The sequence below is a fragment of the Cedecea sp. genome, from assembly GCF_036500665.1.
GTDB lineage: Bacteria > Pseudomonadota > Gammaproteobacteria > Enterobacterales > Enterobacteriaceae > Cedecea.
This window is the reverse complement of record NZ_DASYBS010000004.1, coordinates 17,115-32,980: the sequence shown is the minus strand read 5'-3', so window position 1 is coordinate 32,980 and position 15,866 is coordinate 17,115. Positions and strand designations below refer to the sequence as shown.

The following is a 15,866-nucleotide window of genomic DNA, read 5'->3' as shown; positions in this document are numbered from 1 at the left end:
ATTAGCCTGACTTCCCAATAAAGGTTCCCAGAGCCCCACGGGCATCCGGCATTAATTCCTCGACAATATCTTCAAATTCCATACCAATCAGTTTTTGCGCCCGCCGAATAAATATTGGCGCGGGATGGCTTGGCTCATGAGCCTTAAAATAATCGATGATGCTATTCATCATTAATACAGCATCCTGGCGGCTGCGAATTTGACCGTCTCGCCGAAGCGTACTGTTCTCATCAGGCACCTCGGTTACCACGCCCGCGTCGTCCACGGGAGGTTGCTCCAGCCCGGCCAGTTGAGCGGCCATTTTGCTTAATACCGCCCGTAGATTACGGCAGTCCAGCTGATAGCTGTCGCTATGCTGATTGGCATATTGTTCAATACGCGCCAGCGCCTCCACGACAAATGAGCACTGAAATTGCAGCGCCGGGCAGCCCTGCGCCTGGTATCTGACGGCACTTTTCCCAAGAATAACAATCAGCTCTGACCACGTGAGAACCGAATCATCCTGCAACATGCAGCGCTGCAGTTCTTCAATGGTAAGCGTACTGTCCGCCATTAATCGGGCTTGTTTTATTTCCGACAGGCAGGAGGCGGTTGCCATCCAGCCCAGTGCGGCCGCGTGGCTACTGCCCTCCGGCTCATCCGGCATATGTGGAAAAACGGTCTCCCCGCTGGCCAGCGCTTCATCAATTCGACGGATATCATGAAACAGCGCAATAATGCCCTGCGTGTGCAGCGTTGCCCGTAAATGCCAGATCATAACGCGCAGATCTTTACAGGCAGTTAATAACCGCTCACATTTCTCACAAATATCCACCCAGTCGACTGACTCACTTTCTTCAGAATTAATAAGTGGGTCAGCAGAATTGTCATGATCGGAAAGCGCCAGCAGTATTTCGTTATACAGCGGGTCATATTCAACGCCGTCTATTTCGTTAAATACGATAGCATTCATATTTACGTCCTTTTAAACACAACGATACTAAAATGCTTATCGTTAATTAGCCTGGTGCTGGTGCTGCTGAGCAATATAATTATCAGGTGTCTACGAAGTAATGGCTATTAAAAGCGAGCTAATGACACTTTAACGTCTGGAAATTCTGATGGTTACTGATAGCTAAGCGTAAACGTGGCGCTGGCCTCGTAAGGCCCCCCCACGACTTTTGACGCATCGTTCGTCTCCACCCGGACGAAGAAATTCAACGCATTGCTGCCGTCGACCAGCGTTATCGGCAGCGATTGTGTATTAATATCCAGGTTTGACAGATCCTTATTGAGCAAACGGAGCGCGACCCCTTTTGCCGTTCCCGTGGTCTGCAATAGTCCGGCCATATCCGGGTCTACCTGACCGTTAAACATCACCCGGACGGTATCCTTTACGCTGGTTTTGCAGCCTGAGAGACCGATAGAAAAGGCGTTATCCGCCCCTTTCCCGCCGTTCGCCACCAGCGTTTTAACGTTAACGGGCTCAAGGGGAACCGTCATATCCAGTGACTCGGGATTGACGGTGCAAGGCTGCGGTACCAGTCTTCCGAAAAATGTCACCTCACCGCCCACTGAGTCGATAGCCAGAACCGAGCCACTGAAGCTGCCGGCGAGCAACACCAGACTCATCATTGCGCTACGCATGCCGTAATCTCCTTTATTGAAAACTCGCCACCACGGTGGCAGAAGCGGTAAAGACCCCCTCTCCCAGAGAGGCGTCGACTGCCGCCAGCGGCGCGGCGGTCAGGTTCCAGCTTCCGCGGTTCCCGGGGCTTGTGACCGGCTCGGCAACGTTGGGCTTCACCAGATTCCCCTGACGTTTAACCAGGATGCTCAGATCGGCCAGGTTGGTCGCAAAACTGTCGCCGCTGGTACCGTTTTGCTTAAGCGCCAGGCTAATAGGTACGTCGCCTGCATCAAAACGCCCACCGGTACAGACAAAGGTAATATCAACGTTCTTAACATAGCGACTGCCGTCCAGATTGTCGGTCCCGATATCGCCAAAATCGACGTTGATCGGGCTGCCGTTATTAAAGGTGCATTTTTCCGGGGTAGCCTCGACATCCGTGCGGAAAGTCATCCTGAAGATAGGATCACTGCCAAACCCTACGCCATTGGTTAAAAAGCCAAAGACCTCAACAGTGTGTTCGGATTTAGCATCGCTATTTCCATCCAGGCTTTTGCGTAGCCTGAAGGTCGCCGTCCCCTTACTGGCGGTATAAAACATTTTGTGTTCACCCAGCGGAGTGCCATTCTTGTCGGTGGGGTAACAGACATAGTCACTGTCGGTGCCGGTTTTCGCCGGGAATGGAACGACCACGTTGTCTATATTGGTCCCCGAACCACCAGCACCGTTTCCCACTGACATAACCACTTTCACGTCAAAGTAATCATTGAACTTATGCCAGCTGTCACTGCCAGGCAATAAATCAGCAAAACGGGCATTATAGGTGATGGTGCTGCGCTCTATTGGCCCGGACGGGCAGTAGGATTTTCCTAAATAGACTGGCGTGTAGCCCCATTTCACTTCAAACTCTGCCCCAGGTACGTTACTGGTGACTTTATCCTGGGTTAAAATCACCTCCGGAGGCGTGATAACGCCGTCTAAGCCCTGGATCTCTCCCTGCACCTCAGCCCGCGCGAGCCCGGAAAGCGTGAGAAGCGCCAGCGCCAGCGTAAGGCGGTTTAATGGGTAAACGCTCAAGACTGCCCCCTTAGAAATAGTAAACATTGACGTTGACGACAGCGTCAAAGGCGTCGGCCATCACGAACCTTTGTGTCGCTTCAAGATTCGCGCTAAATCGTAATTCGTTGTTGCCCGCGTTCAGGTACTGATTGCGCATCACCCTGTTGAGCGGGATTTGTGTCCCTCTGGCATCGCTTAACCGGATACCCACGCCCCGTGCACCGTTGAGTTTCAGCAGGTTCGGGTTGGCGATGTCCGTCTCTCCCGCGAAGGAAAAGGCGACAACCTGCTCACCGGTGACAAAGCTGTTGTCTCCGCTGTAGCGCGTGCTGTCGATACCGTCTTCAAACGCATGCGCTCCCATCAGGCAGTCCTGAAAACGCAAAGTGAAGGTGACATCCGCCGAACGGTCCCCTACTTCGCGAAAGCTTTTCGCACTAAGCTGCCCGAGATCGACCCGCTGAAAAGCAGAGTCCACCGACAGCGCGCAGGGCGTGCTGAGCAAGCCGCCAACAAAGTGAATTTGAGCGACGTCTGGTATCTCGTTACGCGGCTGGGCAATGGGTTTCGAATCGCGCGCCTGGCTTGACGTGCAGACGAGTAAACAGGCCGTCAGCAGCATTCTTTGTAACGTGGTGCGTGGTGCATGGTGTCCCATAAATTTTCTCCTTCAATGGCCCTTACTGGTCGCCAGCCACACGGCAGCCGGTACTCCCCTTGCAGCTGAACTTGATCTCCGGCTGACCGCCGTAGTCGTTGATGTAGCTCACTACAAACTGATTAGGCAGCCCCTCGGGCAGCGAGACGTTCTCACTCGCCTTTGGCGCAATCATGACCGGCGTGAAGCCCTTGATAACGCCCCCACCGTCCTTATGAAAATTCCGCGAAATCCTGCTTAGCGTGACGTAATAAGGCGTAGGGTTTTCAATACGCAACCCGCCTGCCTGCTTGTGGAATATCAACTTGTCCTGCCAGACGGCCCCTCTTTCTGGCTTGATCGCCTTCGGGCGATAGAAGAGTTTGATCTGCGACTGGAGCGCTATCTGCATGACGTTGCTCTTCTCCGGGCGCGGCGGTACCTCCAGCAGGTTAAAGTAGAATAAGGACTCTTTGTCCGCCGGCAGCGTGGCGATGGCCGGAGAAGCCACGATGCGCACCAGGCTTTTTTCACCGCCGTTGATACGCTGCAGCGGCGGCATCACCATCAGCGGTGAATGCACCTTTTTGTGCCCGGCATCCTCCAGCCAGGATTGGGCGAGAAACGGCAGCTGTTTGTTGTCGTTGGTTATCATGATGCTGACCGAACGGTTATCCTCATCAAAGACGATGCGGGTTCTGTCCGGCGTCAGCGCCGCAAAGGTGGAGAGACTGATCAGCGCACAGGCGATAACAACGGTCAGCGCCAGCGTAGTTTTTAAAGAAAAGAGAGACATAGTTAATCGATTTCCTGTCAATTATTCACACGGTAAAAGGAGCTGGGAAAGACTCTGATAGTTGCCCGGTACCTTGATTCGGCACTGCCTGCTGCCGCCCCAGGCAACGTCCAGCACCTCTTCTTTCTGTACGCCGGTGAGATAGACGCTGCCGTCATCGTTCACCACCGAAACTTCACGTCCACTCTGGTTCAGAACGATGGCGCCAAACGGGGGAGCTTCGCCGTTAGCGGTTCGCAGCGCGGCAAACATTTTCTCGCCGCGTACTACCGCAAAGTTGCGATAACCGATGGCTCCCTCAGTCAGAGTGCCCTGCACGACCGCGCGGGTCGCTTCAACATCGTTTGCCAGCTTGTTGACGTCGATGCTGGTGGTTGTGTCGAAATAGCTCGGTACATCGGAGACCACGCCTACGCCAAATCGGTTAGTGGTCGTTTTGCCATTGTTAATCGGCACACCGCTGACATTGCCGGTATTGACCATAATTCGCGATCCCCCGCCAAAGCCGTTGCGGTGCAGTGCCGCTCCCTGCGCTGTCGCCGTTGCGCCCCCTCTCATCGACGCGCTAAGCGAGGCATAGCTGTCCTGCTGGTATGAGGTGTTGGCGGCAAAGGTGCCGTAAGGGGATTCATGGGTGTAGTAGCCACTGCCCAGCGCTTTCCCTTTGCGGTTCATCCCCGAATTCAACTGCCAGTTGTTATTCGGATCGGAATAATCGCTGTAGGATCCCGTCTGAGTGATGTCGCTGTTTTGTACCTGCATGTTGTAACCACCCCGACGTCCCTGCCCCAGCGGCAGAGAGATATTCAACGAGCCACCGTAGTCGTTGCGGGTTTCGTGATATTTCGATTTGTAGGCACTCAGGGATACCGACACCCCCTGTAGCGACCCGATATTCATCATTTTGCTCACCGAGAAATCGATGCGCTCCTGTGTGGGCCGGTTCCAGTACTCCAGGTGGTTGTAGTTGATATAGGTGGTAAAGGCCTTCGAAGGCGAGTCGGCAAAGAACGTTTTGCTGGCGCTGACGGTGTAGCTCTGCTTTTCCCGGCTGCCATAGTCTTCACGCTCGCGCTCATAGCGCGCGTCAAGATACTGAGACATATCCATGTATTTACGCTGGGAGAAGCGGTAGCCCGCGAAGGTTATCTGGCTGTCATACTCATCAAAACGTTTGGAGTACTGCACCTTCACCGACATACCGTTATCCCGCCCGCGTCCCGGCAGCGAAGCAAAAGACTGGGTCACGTCCAGAGACACAGCCCCCAGCGCATTGAGATTGACGCCGACGCCCGCGTTGACCGCGTTATAGCTACCGCCGAGCAGCGCACCGCCATACAGTGACCAGTTATTGCTCAGCCCCCAGGAGATATCCGCCAGGCCAAATCCCTGCCCGTAAACCCGGTGGTTGGTGTTAGAAGGCATCCCCATGGCCAAGTTATAGCGTACCGATCCAGGACGAGTCAGATAGGGAACCGACGCGGTGTTGACGTCATAAGTCGACACGCTGCCGTTGTCCTCTTCAATACGGACATTTATCTTTCCGCGCACCGAACTGTTGAGGTCCTGGATGACAAACGGCCCCGCCGGCACGGTGGTTTCATAAAGAATGCGCCCGTCCTGGGAAAGGGTGACTTTGGCGTTGCTTTTGGCGGTACCACGGACTTCCGGCGCAAATCCCTGCAGGCTAGGCGGCAGCATTCTTTCGTCACTGCGCAGGCTTGCCCCGGTCATTCGGAAGTTACTAAAAATACTAGAATCGTGGTAAATCTCGCCCACGGCAAAGCGGGCCCCTTGCTCCGGCAAGGGGACAAAACCATAGATCTGGTTCCAGGCAAAACCGCCTTTATCCCTTAGCTTGTTGCGCGCAGACCAGGCCTGATAATCGGCACGCAGGCGCAGGCTTCCTACGTTAGCCCCAGCGGTACCATAACTGCTGAAACTGTTATAGGAGCTGTGCACATCATTCTTACCGTAGCGCTTACCGATTTGCCCCGTCAGGTTGTAGTCCACCAGCAGGCCGGGGATCCCCCGGTCCCACTGTTCTGGTGGCGTCCAGTTGGCGTCTTTGTATTTCATCCATGCCTGAGGAATTGTTATTTGCAGGACGCCCTGACCAATACGATTAGATACGGTAGCCCCCTCAATACCGCTGATATCCACGCACTGGTTGCCATTCCAGTAGCGGATCTTTTCCGCGGCTTCCGGCTTTAGCGCCATCATGCCGACAAGATCGGCAGGCAAACAGGCGCGGGATGCATCAGGGTTTTGCGGATCGGTGATGAACCGAATGGTGCGCTGGCCTATCATGGCGTCATTAATTTTGACATCCAGCAGATATTCGCCCGGCATGACGTAGCCATCGTTAGAGAAACGGCTCAAATCAACACGGTCGCGATCGTTGACATCCAGTATGTAGGTATTAAATTCCGTTGCCGCGGCCGCTTCATCGGGCTTATAAAATGACAAGCCAATACACACCGCCAGCAATTTTTTTTTCGTATCCAGGGATATCATAGAAATTTTCGCTTATTCCAGATAACACGCGGCAAACCGCCATGCGTTAAATAATCAACCGCCCGTTTAGCTTGCAATAATCAGAAATACCGCAGCAGTATTTGTGCCGTGCTATTAAACTCCCCGGCGCCGACTCGTTTACCAAAAATATGCAGGCTGGTATTAAAAGTTAATTCATTGTCACCCGCGATCAATGTAGCGACATTAACGGCGATGCCCGGAGGAATAATACGGTGGCGGCTGTCAGCAATTTCAATGGCTATTCCTTTCGCATCACCATCAACGGCCAGCATTCGCGGATCGTACTGGCTGGGGATTCCCGTGAGCAGCACGTCGACAGACTGATTCTTTAACAGCTGAAGATCGCAGTTCACCAGCCGGAGAGTGAACGCGGTTTGGCTGCTGGCGACACGGCTGGTGCTATCTTCTGGCCTGGCGGCCAGCTGGCCGAAATCGACGGTCTGATCGCGACTTTCGCTATCAATATTGCAGGTCGGCGAAAAGATTGAGCCACTCAATGCCAGCTTGCCCTGCAGTATATCGTCCGCCCTTGAAGCGCCGGTCAGTAAAAACGTAAGAAGGGCTATGCCAACTTTCCATGCCTTAAGCATCGTATTCACCTTTGCGATTAATATTGAGTGATGGAAACCATCACTCAATGGAACAGAGGGGATCAACAAAGGTGTTAGTTGTACGCCAGGGTGAAGTTCGCGATGCTGGTAAAGTCACCCGGAGTCACGGTGCCGGTACCCTGCAGCGCAGCCTGTAAACGCAGGGTGTTAGTGCCAGGCTGGATCGAAATATTGCTCGACGCAGTACCCAGCGCAATTTTATTTTCATTGCTATCCATCAGCTTGATGGCCGCCCCTTTAGCGTGGCCGCCTTGCAGCGCCAGCAGCGTTGCATCGACGCTGTCCGCGGTGCCGTTGAAGGTAACATTCACCATATTTTTAGTGCCGTCACAGTCAACAAGGTTAATGTCGAACATGACCGGAGATGACTGACCACCGCCGTTAAGCACGTTGGAGGTGATGCTGCCCATTTGCACGGTCTGGTCAACGGAATCCGGGGCGATACTACACGCGCCGCTGTTGATCTCACCGGTGAAGGTGACCTTGCCGCCCCCTTCGCTGGCGTTCGCCTGAGAGGCAATGACGCCGACAGTAAACAGTGCTGCCACAATTGATTTCATTCGCATTGTCATAATCCCATATTAAAAAAAATACCTACGGTTATTTCCCGTTCCGTAACTCAGCGCGGTTCTGCAGAGAGCCTTTACATAATAGTTGGCAACTAAGAAATTTGAATTTCCATTTGAGAAATGACTTATTACCAGCTTACCAGCAACAAGTTAACTGGTAGTAAACATATTATTTACCGAAGTTCATTTCATGTTTTTAAATTAAAAAAGCACGCTAGTTAGTTGAGATTATTTTATTTTCCCGTTGTTAGTTATACGGAGAGGTTACACATGTCGTTCCGACCTGAAATACTGCCAGTGCTGGTGCTGCTAGCGCTGCCCACCCTGTGCAAAGCAGACAATTTTTCATGGACTCAACCGCAGTCGAATGTTCCGACCGGAAATTTTGATGAATCGCGTTTTTTACCCGCCCCTTCGCCGCAGGGTAGCAGGCCAGCCCCACCGCCTCCTAAACCCGCAGCGGTTCCCCGCAGGAGCCAGAAGCCCCCTGCGCCGCGCAAAGAGAACCAGCTTACCGTGTTAAAAAGAGAGCTTAGCGGGCAAAAGCAGGAAGCCAGCCTGCTGAAAATACGTATTGCCGAACTGGAAGCGCAGCTTGTTTCCCATCAGCGCAATTCGCTTTTCTCCTCCTTCACGCCCGCGGTATCTGAGGCTTTGCGCAGCACCGTCGCACTGCTTCTTCCGCCAACGAAAAGCGTTTATCTGCGGGCCGACCCCAGCTCTTCAATGTCTTCCGTGGGGGAAGACAAGCTAACCGACTACGCCACCGGCGTGATGATTGGCAAAAACATCGCCATGATGCACCAGCGCAATAAACTGCTGAACATTTCCACCGACAACGACGCCGTAATCACCGGCATCGAGGACTACCTGAACAACCGCATCCGAGTGCCGGAAAATGAGCTTCGCGAGCGCATTGAAGAGCGGGAGTCGAGTTTGCAGGAAGCTACCGAAGCCTACGCCTGGCGCCACCGTCAGGATGGCGCAAAATATACCGAGCAATTTGTGAAACGCGCCGGTGTACACCGTTCACCGGGCGGGTTTTATTACCAGCTGGAAAAGAAAGGTCAGCGCAGAATCGCGGCCACCAGTACCGTTGATATTCAGGTAACAGAGAAGCTTATCGATGGCACGGTGGTGAACGACATGAAGCGCACCGGAGCCGTGATTTCACAGAAACTTAGCGAGTTCCCACCGATGTTTAAAGAGGCCATTGAACTGGCGGGCAATGGCGGCGTAATGACGCTGGTCGTGCCGCCAGAACTGGCTTATGGTGACCGCGGGCAACCCCCGCAGATCCCGCCAGGTGCAACCATGATTTATCAGCTTAGCGTGGTGGGCGTCAGGGGCTAAAAATATCGCCGTAAACCGTACCTGACTTTCCGCAAAGCGTTCCGTCGGACGGCCAGGTTCTGGCTATACTCTTATTCACTTCTGGTTAACATTTTCCCGACGGGCTAAGGGTCAATCATGTCAGTGAAAAAGAAAACGTCATTGTCAGCAATGACAATGGCCGCCGTGGGTGTGGTATATGGCGATATTGGCACAAGCCCCTTGTATACCTTACGGGAATGCCTAAAAAGCGTGGGCAATGCGGCCAACGATCCTGCGGCTTTATTTGGTTTTTTGTCGCTTATTTTCTGGCTGCTGACGCTGATTGTTTCGATTAAATACATTGTCTTTGTGATGCGGGCTGATAGCGAGCGCGAGGGTGGGATCCTGACGCTGATGTCGCTCGCGATACGGCAACTCGGACCGAGAAGCACCGGCATAATCATCCTGCTGGGGCTGATTGGCGGCAGCTTTTTCTACGGTGACGGTGTCATTACCCCGGCAATTTCCGTGCTCTCTGCGATCGAAGGAATGGAAATTATCGCCCCTTCTCTGTCCGGGTATGTTGTGCCGCTGTCGATCATTGTGCTGACCGTCCTCTTTATTATTCAGAAAAAAGGAACCGGGCTGGTCGGTAAGTGGTTTGCGCCGGTGATGATTCTCTGGTTTGGTGTGCTCGCGGTATTGGGGATCAGAGGCATTCTTCATTACCCGGCAATACTGCAGGCATTGAACCCGCAGTGGGCGTTTCATTTTTTTGTCACCTATCACGCCACCTCTTTCACCGCGCTGGGCATGGTCGTTCTGGCGGTCACCGGTGCCGAAGCCCTGTATGCTGATATGGGGCATTTTGGCAAACCCCCCATTCGAATTGCCTGGTTTTCGTTAGTCATGCCAGCACTGGTGTTGAATTATTTTGGCCAGGGCGCGCTGTTGCTGCGCGACGCTGGCGACGGTTATTGCCTCGCAGGCCGTTATCTCGGGCGTTTTTTCCATGACGCGTCAGGCTGTTCGCCAGGGATATCTCCCCCCAATGCGCATTATTCATACTTCTGAAGATGAGTCGGGGCAAATTTATATCCCGGTGGTGAACTGGCTTTTATTTGCGGCCGTGCTCGTTGTTATCGTCTCTTTCCGGCAGTCCGGCGCGCTGGCTTCAGCCTATGGCATCGTCGTGACGGGAACAATGGTACTGACATCGGTACTGCTGTTCATTGTTGCCCGCCACTGCTGGGGCTGGTCGTTCGTTAAGGCAGGGATCATGCTGTGCCTGATGATGCTTATTGATGTGCCGCTGTTTAGCGCGAACCTGTCTAAATTGTTTACCGGCGGCTGGTTACCGGTCATTCTTGGTTTGCTGGTGCTTTCGGTGATGTTGACCTGGAAAACAGAACGCTCTCGCCTTCTTGGCCGCCTGAGAGAGGATGAAGAAGGGCTGCATGCGCTGATTACCGCTCTTGAGAAAGACCCGCCGCAGCGGGTTAAAGGCACGGCGGTGGTGATGGTCAGAGCAAGCAGCGCCATTCCTCTTGTGCTTCTCCACAACCTTAAGCACAACAAAATACTCCATGAGCGGGTGGTTCTGTTGACCGTGGTGACCGAGAATGTTCCCTACGTACACCGCGTCAGACGTCTTGATACGGAACGGCTGTCTGATTCTTTCTGGCGCGTCACCGCGCGATATGGGTGGCGTGAAACGCCCAACATGACGGATATTCTCTATCGCTGTGGCCTGACGGGCCTCAGTATGTCTCTCAATGAAACCTCATTCTTTCTGTCAAGGGACACGCTGGTGATGGGGAAACGCCCGTGGTATCTGAGAATGCGGGGCCGGGTGTTCCAGGTCTTCCAGCGGAACGCGCTGCGAGCCCCTGACTTATTCCAGATCCCACCGAACCGTGTCGTGGAGCTGGGCGGCCAGATTGAATTTTAGCGTGGCTCTCCTGCACCCCGCTCGCAGGACAGGCGGAATGATGGGCAATCGGCAAGCCTGGCAGAACGCCCGGCGCGTTGTCCTGCCCGCGATGCGTAGTAACCCAGTATGAAGGCAAAATGTGGAAAATTAGGTTGTTCCGGGAGTGAAGCCGGCATATCAGGTATAGATGCATCGACTTAGTTCACAGAATTAAGGACATAGTCGCAAAGCGCTATTCAAATATGCTGGCTAAGTGGTAACTTGCGTAGCGAAGATTTGTCCGATGTAGCCTAATGCCATCAAACAAGCCGATCGCGCATGGCATACCCGATATCAAATCAATAAATAGCATTCAACGATATGAAAATGAATGGCGGAGAGAGGGGGATTTGAACCCCCGGTAGGGTTGCCCCTACTCTAGTTTTCGAGACTAGTCCGTTCAGCCGCTCCGGCATCTCTCCGTTCTGTGGTTGCCATCATGCCAGGTTATGCGGCATTTTAACAGCCTGCGCCCTTTCGTTTTAGTTCGAACGATGACTTTGCGAGCAAGTAACATGATTAAGTGGCCCTGGAAAGCAAGTGATTCAACCGCTGCCCCGGCTTTGCCGTGGGAGCAGGCGTTAGCCATTCCCGTGCTGGCGCCACTCAGTGAAACCGAGCAGCAAAAATTAATTCACCTTGCCGAGCGTTTTTTACAGCAAAAAAGGCTGGTGCCGGTGCAGGGTTTTGAACTGGATGAACTCAAGTCCACACGAATAGCGCTGCTGTTTTGCCTGCCGGTTTTAGAGCTGGGCATCGAATGGCTGGACGGTTTTCATGAGATACTGATCTACCCGGCCCCGTTTATCGTCGATGACGAATGGCAGGACGACTTTGGTCTGGTACACAGCCAGCGCGTCGTGCAGTCCGGGCAGAGCTGGCAACAGGGGCCGATAGTGCTGAACTGGCTTGACGTGCAGGACTCTTTCGATGCGTCCGGTTTTAACCTGATTTTCCATGAAGTTGCCCACAAGCTTGATAGCCGCAACGGCGATCGCGCCAGCGGCGTGCCGCTGATTGCATTGCGCGACGTCGCGGGCTGGGAGCATGACCTCCATGCAGCCATGGACAGCATTCAGGATGAAATAGACATGGTCGGTGAAAATGCCGCCAGTATTGACGCCTATGCGGCAACCGATCCGGCAGAGTGCTTTGCGGTGCTTTCCGAATATTTCTTCAGCGCCCCACAGCTTTTCACACCCCGCTTCGTGTCACTTTACCAACGTTTTTGCCAGTTCTACGGACAAGATCCGTTACAACGGCTGGTAGAGAGTGAAAACGCACCCGGTTCAGCGGGAAATACGGTGCATTAAACCAACAACCCGATGCAAAATTAACCATACGAATTAATGCGTTACTTTTACTGTTGACAGTTTTAACGGCTAACGCTACCATGCGCCCCGTTGAAACAATTCCTCTGTAGTTCAGTCGGTAGAACGGCGGACTGTTAATCCGTATGTCACTGGTTCGAGTCCAGTCAGAGGAGCCATATTTAGAGAAGCCCGCTTAAGGAAACTTAAGCGGGCTTTTTGTTTCCCGACAGGCACCAGGTCCCTGTCCGTTTTTTCCCCTGGTCACCTTCTCCCGGCTAACTAAGGCTCCCCCGCCGCCGCGTTGGCTGACAGCCAGTTTTTAAATGCATCAACCGACAGTGGCCTGGAGAAAAAATATCCCTGATAAGCGATATCGCCCTGATGCCGCAGAAAATCCACCTGCGCTTCTGTTTCTACGCCTTCAGCAATGACTGCCGCCCCAATGCGCGTTGCCAGATCGGTAATATTGCCGATGATATCGTTACATAAGCGATGAACGCCTATTCCAGACGTAAAACGCTTGTCGATTTTAATAATATCGACCGGCATCTGATGAAGTATTTCCAACGTGGAATACCCGGTACCAAAGTCATCGAGCGCGAAGCGCCCCCCCCGGGCTTTGAACCGCTCGATATTGTTCAGCGCAGTGTCATTACCCGTTAACATTTCCCGTTCGGTAATTTCCAGAACCAGGTTGATATTGCTCCCGACCCGACGCAGAAAATAGTCGAAGTCATCCTCAATGGATGCAGACTGCAGATGCCGGGCGCTGATATTGAAGCTGATATAAAACGGGGTGGAGGTTTGGTAATGTGCCGCAAACTTGTCGGTGACATCAATAATCAACTGTTGCGTCAGGGGAATAATTAAACCGGTTTGTTCAGCCATAGGAATAAACTGGTCAGGAGGAATAATGTTCCCCTTATGCAGCCACCGGACCAGTACCTCACAGCCAACCGGGGCAGGATGCTCACCTTTAACAATCGGCTGGAAGTACGGATGCAGTTCGCGGTTTTTCATTGCTTCCGTCAGAAGCTTTTCAGGCGTCCTGGGCCGCCCGGTCCAGAGATAGCTGAACAGCGCAGCCGCAGCAGAAAGCAGGATCAAAATCGCTATCATTAACCGCCCATCTTCCAGGCAGGTCTGAATAACATTTCCGGAGTGAATAGCGGCCGCCAGGCTGAACGGATAGCTTCCTGATTGAATGACAATAGCCTTGTCACTCGCGGTGTATGTCGACGGATGAACTTTCCCGTCCTGCGACATCCATCCCCATGTCGTACTCAGAATAACAGGGACATGCTCTGAGGCAGACTCGAGGATATTACGGATATAGTAGCCATCCGTGCTGGTGTAGAGCCCATAATTTCCGTTTTGTAGATGAAATAGTACGAACGGATGACCATTTAACGCTTTAATGTCTGATGCCAGATAGAGTTGATATGATTTTCGCCGATCGGCCCCACGAGGAACCTCTCCCTGGAGTGAGGAGCAATAGACTTCTCCAGAAGCCGCAAGCTCAATATTCCCAACGTTAGGCGTAATGGCCAGCTGGCGCCGGAGCGCTTCAATGGTTTGCGTTGTACAGGGCGCACCGGCCAGGCCGTACATCGACTGGGCCGAGCGCTGAACATGTGAAAACAGGGAATTAAGCTGATTTTTGGCCAGAGCCATCGCATTTTGCTGTTGAGCGTTTAGCCAGATGCTGGTTTGCACGTAGAGGAACAAGGCTGAGCCTGACAGACAGGCAATGAAGATTATTGCCGATAAGGCTATGCGCCTACGCTGGTATCTGGGTTGTTTGTGCATGCTGTGACCAGCCGGTAAGGGTTTTACTGAAAGCCTGGCACATAATGTCATTATGCACTAAGCAGAAAATTATTTACTGCGGGCTACCTTGCGTTTTATCAGTTTGTTACAGGGTGAAGCCCCCACTCCGCGCGGCCAAATACTGAAAAATACGTATTTGCAGGCGTGATGCTTTTGGCTTGCGGGCTACAGCATTAAACCGTATTTTGAACATCCTTCTCCGCTCCCACTTTAATTGCTTTGTACGATGAGGAAAAATGGAATCTCTGTTTGTCTACGGTACGCTTCGCCCCGGTCACGCTAATGCGCATATTATGGAAAAGATCGGCGGTGAGTGGCTACCGGGCTACGTGACCGGTACATTTTACGAACGAGGCTGGGGGGCCGCCGCCGATTTCCCCGGGATCGTGCTGGATAACGAGGGGCCTGAGGTTCACGGCTATCTGTTTTTATCCAGCAACCTGAGCGCACACTGGCCGATGCTGGATGAATTCGAGGACGGCTACGATCGCGTCGAAGTCGATGTCACCACGCTCGATGGCAGAGCCGTGACCGCCTGGATTTATCAATTACAGCCGCAGGGCGAGCTGTAGAGCAAAGAGAGGCCCACCGGGCAAAGCAGGCTCTTTTTCTCCTGTGGGCAAAAGCGCACGCCCATAATACAGTACGCAATTAATTGACGGCCAGACGCAGAGCTAAATACTCCGGATAGGGATTAAAATAGTTCTGCGTTAATAGATAGTCATCCGGATATTCGGCCAGGTAATGTTTGAGTAACGTCAGGGGGGCAAGTATCGGTAATACCCCGTCGCGATAGCGGAGGATCACATCGCGCAGCTCGCCGCGCTGGCGGGCGTTCAGCTGGTTACGAAAATATCCCTGAATGTGCGTCATTACATTAGTATGATTTTTCCGCGAGGCCGGCTTCTTGAGGATCGCCATCAGTTTTTCACGGTATGCCACGAAGAAACTGTCCAGGTCTTCCCATTTATGCAACGAGGCGACGAACGGCCCAATCTCACGGTAACCCGCCTGGTGGTGTGCCAGCAGCTGAAGTTTATAGCGGCTATGGAAATTCAGCAGCGCACGTCGGCTAAGACCATTGGCCCGTAGCGTGTTCAGTTCATGCAAAGCAAAGATGCGCTCAACAAAGTTCTCGCGCAGCACCGGATCATGCAGTCGGCCATCTTCTTCAACCGGTAACCACGGGTATTTCTCAAGCAACGCCCCGGTGAAAAGGCCCACGCCCTCTTTACGCCCACGATTGCCCATTTCATCGTACAACCGCACGCGCTCCATGCCGCAGCAAGGCGATTTGGCACACACGATGAATCCCGAAAGCTCATCGTTTCTGGAGACATATCCTGCGGCGAAATCAGCCATTTTCTCCGTGATATCGTCGTGCGGCGCATGGCTGAAGCGCATCCGGATCTCCCCTTCACGCGCTTTCACCAGCCGTAACGCCGGGCGCGGCACGGGCAACCCAATGGCCACCTCTGGGCAGATGGGTTTGAACGCCACCACCAGAGCCAGCGCCTCCATCACAAAGGCCATCCGTTTATGTCCGCCGTCAAACCGTACGGCCGAGCCGGTTAAACATCCGCTCACTCCAATGACGGGTTGAATGTTCATGGCGCTC

13 protein-coding genes, 2 tRNA genes and 1 pseudogene are annotated in these 15,866 nt (G+C 53.2%); 5 read left to right on the top strand and 11 right to left on the bottom strand.

The window, feature by feature from the left end:
- Position 1: 1 nt before the first annotated feature.
- The 8 genes from VGM55_RS00335 to VGM55_RS00300 form a co-directional block, all read right to left on the bottom strand.
- Positions 2-952 carry an ImpA family type VI secretion system protein gene (locus VGM55_RS00335; protein ID WP_154186418.1) on the bottom strand — a complete coding sequence of 317 codons (951 nt, stop codon included), beginning with the start codon at positions 950-952 and terminating at the stop codon, positions 2-4.
- Between the two features lie 152 nt (positions 953-1,104).
- Positions 1,105-1,626: a fimbrial protein gene (locus tag VGM55_RS00330; RefSeq protein WP_154186416.1), complete on the bottom strand. Its 522-nt coding sequence runs from the start codon at positions 1,624-1,626 to the stop codon at positions 1,105-1,107.
- A gap of 13 nt (positions 1,627-1,639) precedes the next feature.
- Positions 1,640-2,686: a fimbrial protein gene (locus tag VGM55_RS00325; RefSeq protein WP_331634216.1), complete on the bottom strand. Its 1,047-nt coding sequence runs from the start codon at positions 2,684-2,686 to the stop codon at positions 1,640-1,642.
- Positions 2,687-2,696: 10 nt separating this feature from the next.
- Positions 2,697-3,326, bottom strand: a complete 630-nt coding sequence (locus VGM55_RS00320) for a fimbrial protein (RefSeq protein ID WP_154186412.1) — start codon at positions 3,324-3,326, stop codon at positions 2,697-2,699.
- A 22-nt stretch (positions 3,327-3,348) separates the two neighbouring features.
- Positions 3,349-4,101: a fimbrial biogenesis chaperone gene (locus tag VGM55_RS00315; RefSeq protein ID WP_154186410.1), complete on the bottom strand. Its 753-nt coding sequence runs from the start codon at positions 4,099-4,101 to the stop codon at positions 3,349-3,351.
- Positions 4,102-4,122: 21 nt separating this feature from the next.
- Positions 4,123-6,570: a fimbria/pilus outer membrane usher protein gene (locus VGM55_RS00310; RefSeq protein WP_414648172.1), complete on the bottom strand. Its 2,448-nt coding sequence runs from the start codon at positions 6,568-6,570 to the stop codon at positions 4,123-4,125.
- A gap of 128 nt (positions 6,571-6,698) precedes the next feature.
- Positions 6,699-7,229: a fimbrial protein gene (locus VGM55_RS00305; RefSeq protein ID WP_154186406.1), complete on the bottom strand. Its 531-nt coding sequence runs from the start codon at positions 7,227-7,229 to the stop codon at positions 6,699-6,701.
- 74 nt (positions 7,230-7,303) lie between these two features.
- Positions 7,304-7,816, bottom strand: coding sequence for a fimbrial protein (locus tag VGM55_RS00300; protein WP_154186404.1), 513 nt, complete (start codon positions 7,814-7,816; stop codon positions 7,304-7,306).
- Between the two features lie 273 nt (positions 7,817-8,089).
- Between VGM55_RS00300 and VGM55_RS00295 the strand changes: the two genes are divergently transcribed.
- Together VGM55_RS00295 and VGM55_RS00290 are read left to right on the top strand one after the other, a co-directional pair.
- Entirely contained in the window at positions 8,090-9,172 is a 1,083-nt protein-coding gene (locus tag VGM55_RS00295; protein WP_154186402.1) for an FKBP-type peptidyl-prolyl cis-trans isomerase, read from the top strand.
- Between the two features lie 117 nt (positions 9,173-9,289).
- Positions 9,290-11,084, top strand: a pseudogene (locus tag VGM55_RS00290) (KUP/HAK/KT family potassium transporter).
- A gap of 353 nt (positions 11,085-11,437) precedes the next feature.
- On the opposite strand, the gene VGM55_RS00285 reads toward VGM55_RS00290, so the two are convergent.
- Positions 11,438-11,527 (bottom strand) — tRNA-Ser (locus tag VGM55_RS00285).
- A gap of 93 nt (positions 11,528-11,620) precedes the next feature.
- On the opposite strand from VGM55_RS00285, the gene mtfA reads away from it, so the two are divergent.
- Positions 11,621-12,418, top strand: a complete 798-nt coding sequence (gene mtfA / locus VGM55_RS00280; protein ID WP_331634215.1) for a DgsA anti-repressor MtfA — start codon at positions 11,621-11,623, stop codon at positions 12,416-12,418.
- A 100-nt stretch (positions 12,419-12,518) separates the two neighbouring features.
- Positions 12,519-12,594, top strand: a tRNA-Asn gene (locus VGM55_RS00275).
- Between the two features lie 103 nt (positions 12,595-12,697).
- Here the strand turns inward: VGM55_RS00275 and VGM55_RS00270 are convergent.
- Positions 12,698-14,146, bottom strand: coding sequence for an EAL domain-containing protein (locus VGM55_RS00270; protein WP_331634214.1), 1,449 nt, complete (start codon positions 14,144-14,146; stop codon positions 12,698-12,700).
- A gap of 338 nt (positions 14,147-14,484) precedes the next feature.
- Here VGM55_RS00270 and VGM55_RS00265 point away from each other — a divergent pair, with 338 nt between their 5' ends.
- A complete protein-coding gene (locus VGM55_RS00265) occupies positions 14,485-14,820 on the top strand; it encodes a gamma-glutamylcyclotransferase family protein (RefSeq protein WP_154186393.1) in 336 nt (111 codons plus the stop codon).
- Between the two features lie 79 nt (positions 14,821-14,899).
- Here VGM55_RS00265 and VGM55_RS00260 read toward each other — a convergent pair whose 3' ends face one another.
- Complete coding sequence (locus VGM55_RS00260) at positions 14,900-15,859, bottom strand: DUF523 and DUF1722 domain-containing protein (RefSeq protein ID WP_331634212.1); 960 nt, start codon at positions 15,857-15,859, stop codon at positions 14,900-14,902.
- Between the last annotated feature and the right edge of the window lie 7 nt (positions 15,860-15,866).

Excerpts from the sequence above, each read along its gene's own strand:
- VGM55_RS00320 (WP_154186412.1), bottom strand. The coding sequence starts at position 3,326 with ATGGGACACCATGCACCACGCACCACGTTACAAAGAATGCTGCTGACG.
- VGM55_RS00265 (WP_154186393.1), top strand. The coding sequence starts at position 14,485 with ATGGAATCTCTGTTTGTCTACGGTACGCTTCGCCCCGGTCACGCTAAT.
- VGM55_RS00300 (WP_154186404.1), bottom strand. The coding sequence starts at position 7,816 with ATGCGAATGAAATCAATTGTGGCAGCACTGTTTACTGTCGGCGTCATT.
- VGM55_RS00260 (WP_331634212.1), bottom strand. The coding sequence starts at position 15,859 with ATGAACATTCAACCCGTCATTGGAGTGAGCGGATGTTTAACCGGCTCG.
- mtfA (WP_331634215.1), top strand. The coding sequence starts at position 11,621 with ATGATTAAGTGGCCCTGGAAAGCAAGTGATTCAACCGCTGCCCCGGCT.
- VGM55_RS00315 (WP_154186410.1), bottom strand. The coding sequence starts at position 4,101 with ATGTCTCTCTTTTCTTTAAAAACTACGCTGGCGCTGACCGTTGTTATC.
- VGM55_RS00335 (WP_154186418.1), bottom strand. The coding sequence starts at position 952 with ATGAATGCTATCGTATTTAACGAAATAGACGGCGTTGAATATGACCCG.
- VGM55_RS00330 (WP_154186416.1), bottom strand. The coding sequence starts at position 1,626 with ATGCGTAGCGCAATGATGAGTCTGGTGTTGCTCGCCGGCAGCTTCAGT.
- VGM55_RS00295 (WP_154186402.1), top strand. The coding sequence starts at position 8,090 with ATGTCGTTCCGACCTGAAATACTGCCAGTGCTGGTGCTGCTAGCGCTG.
- VGM55_RS00305 (WP_154186406.1), bottom strand. The coding sequence starts at position 7,229 with ATGCTTAAGGCATGGAAAGTTGGCATAGCCCTTCTTACGTTTTTACTG.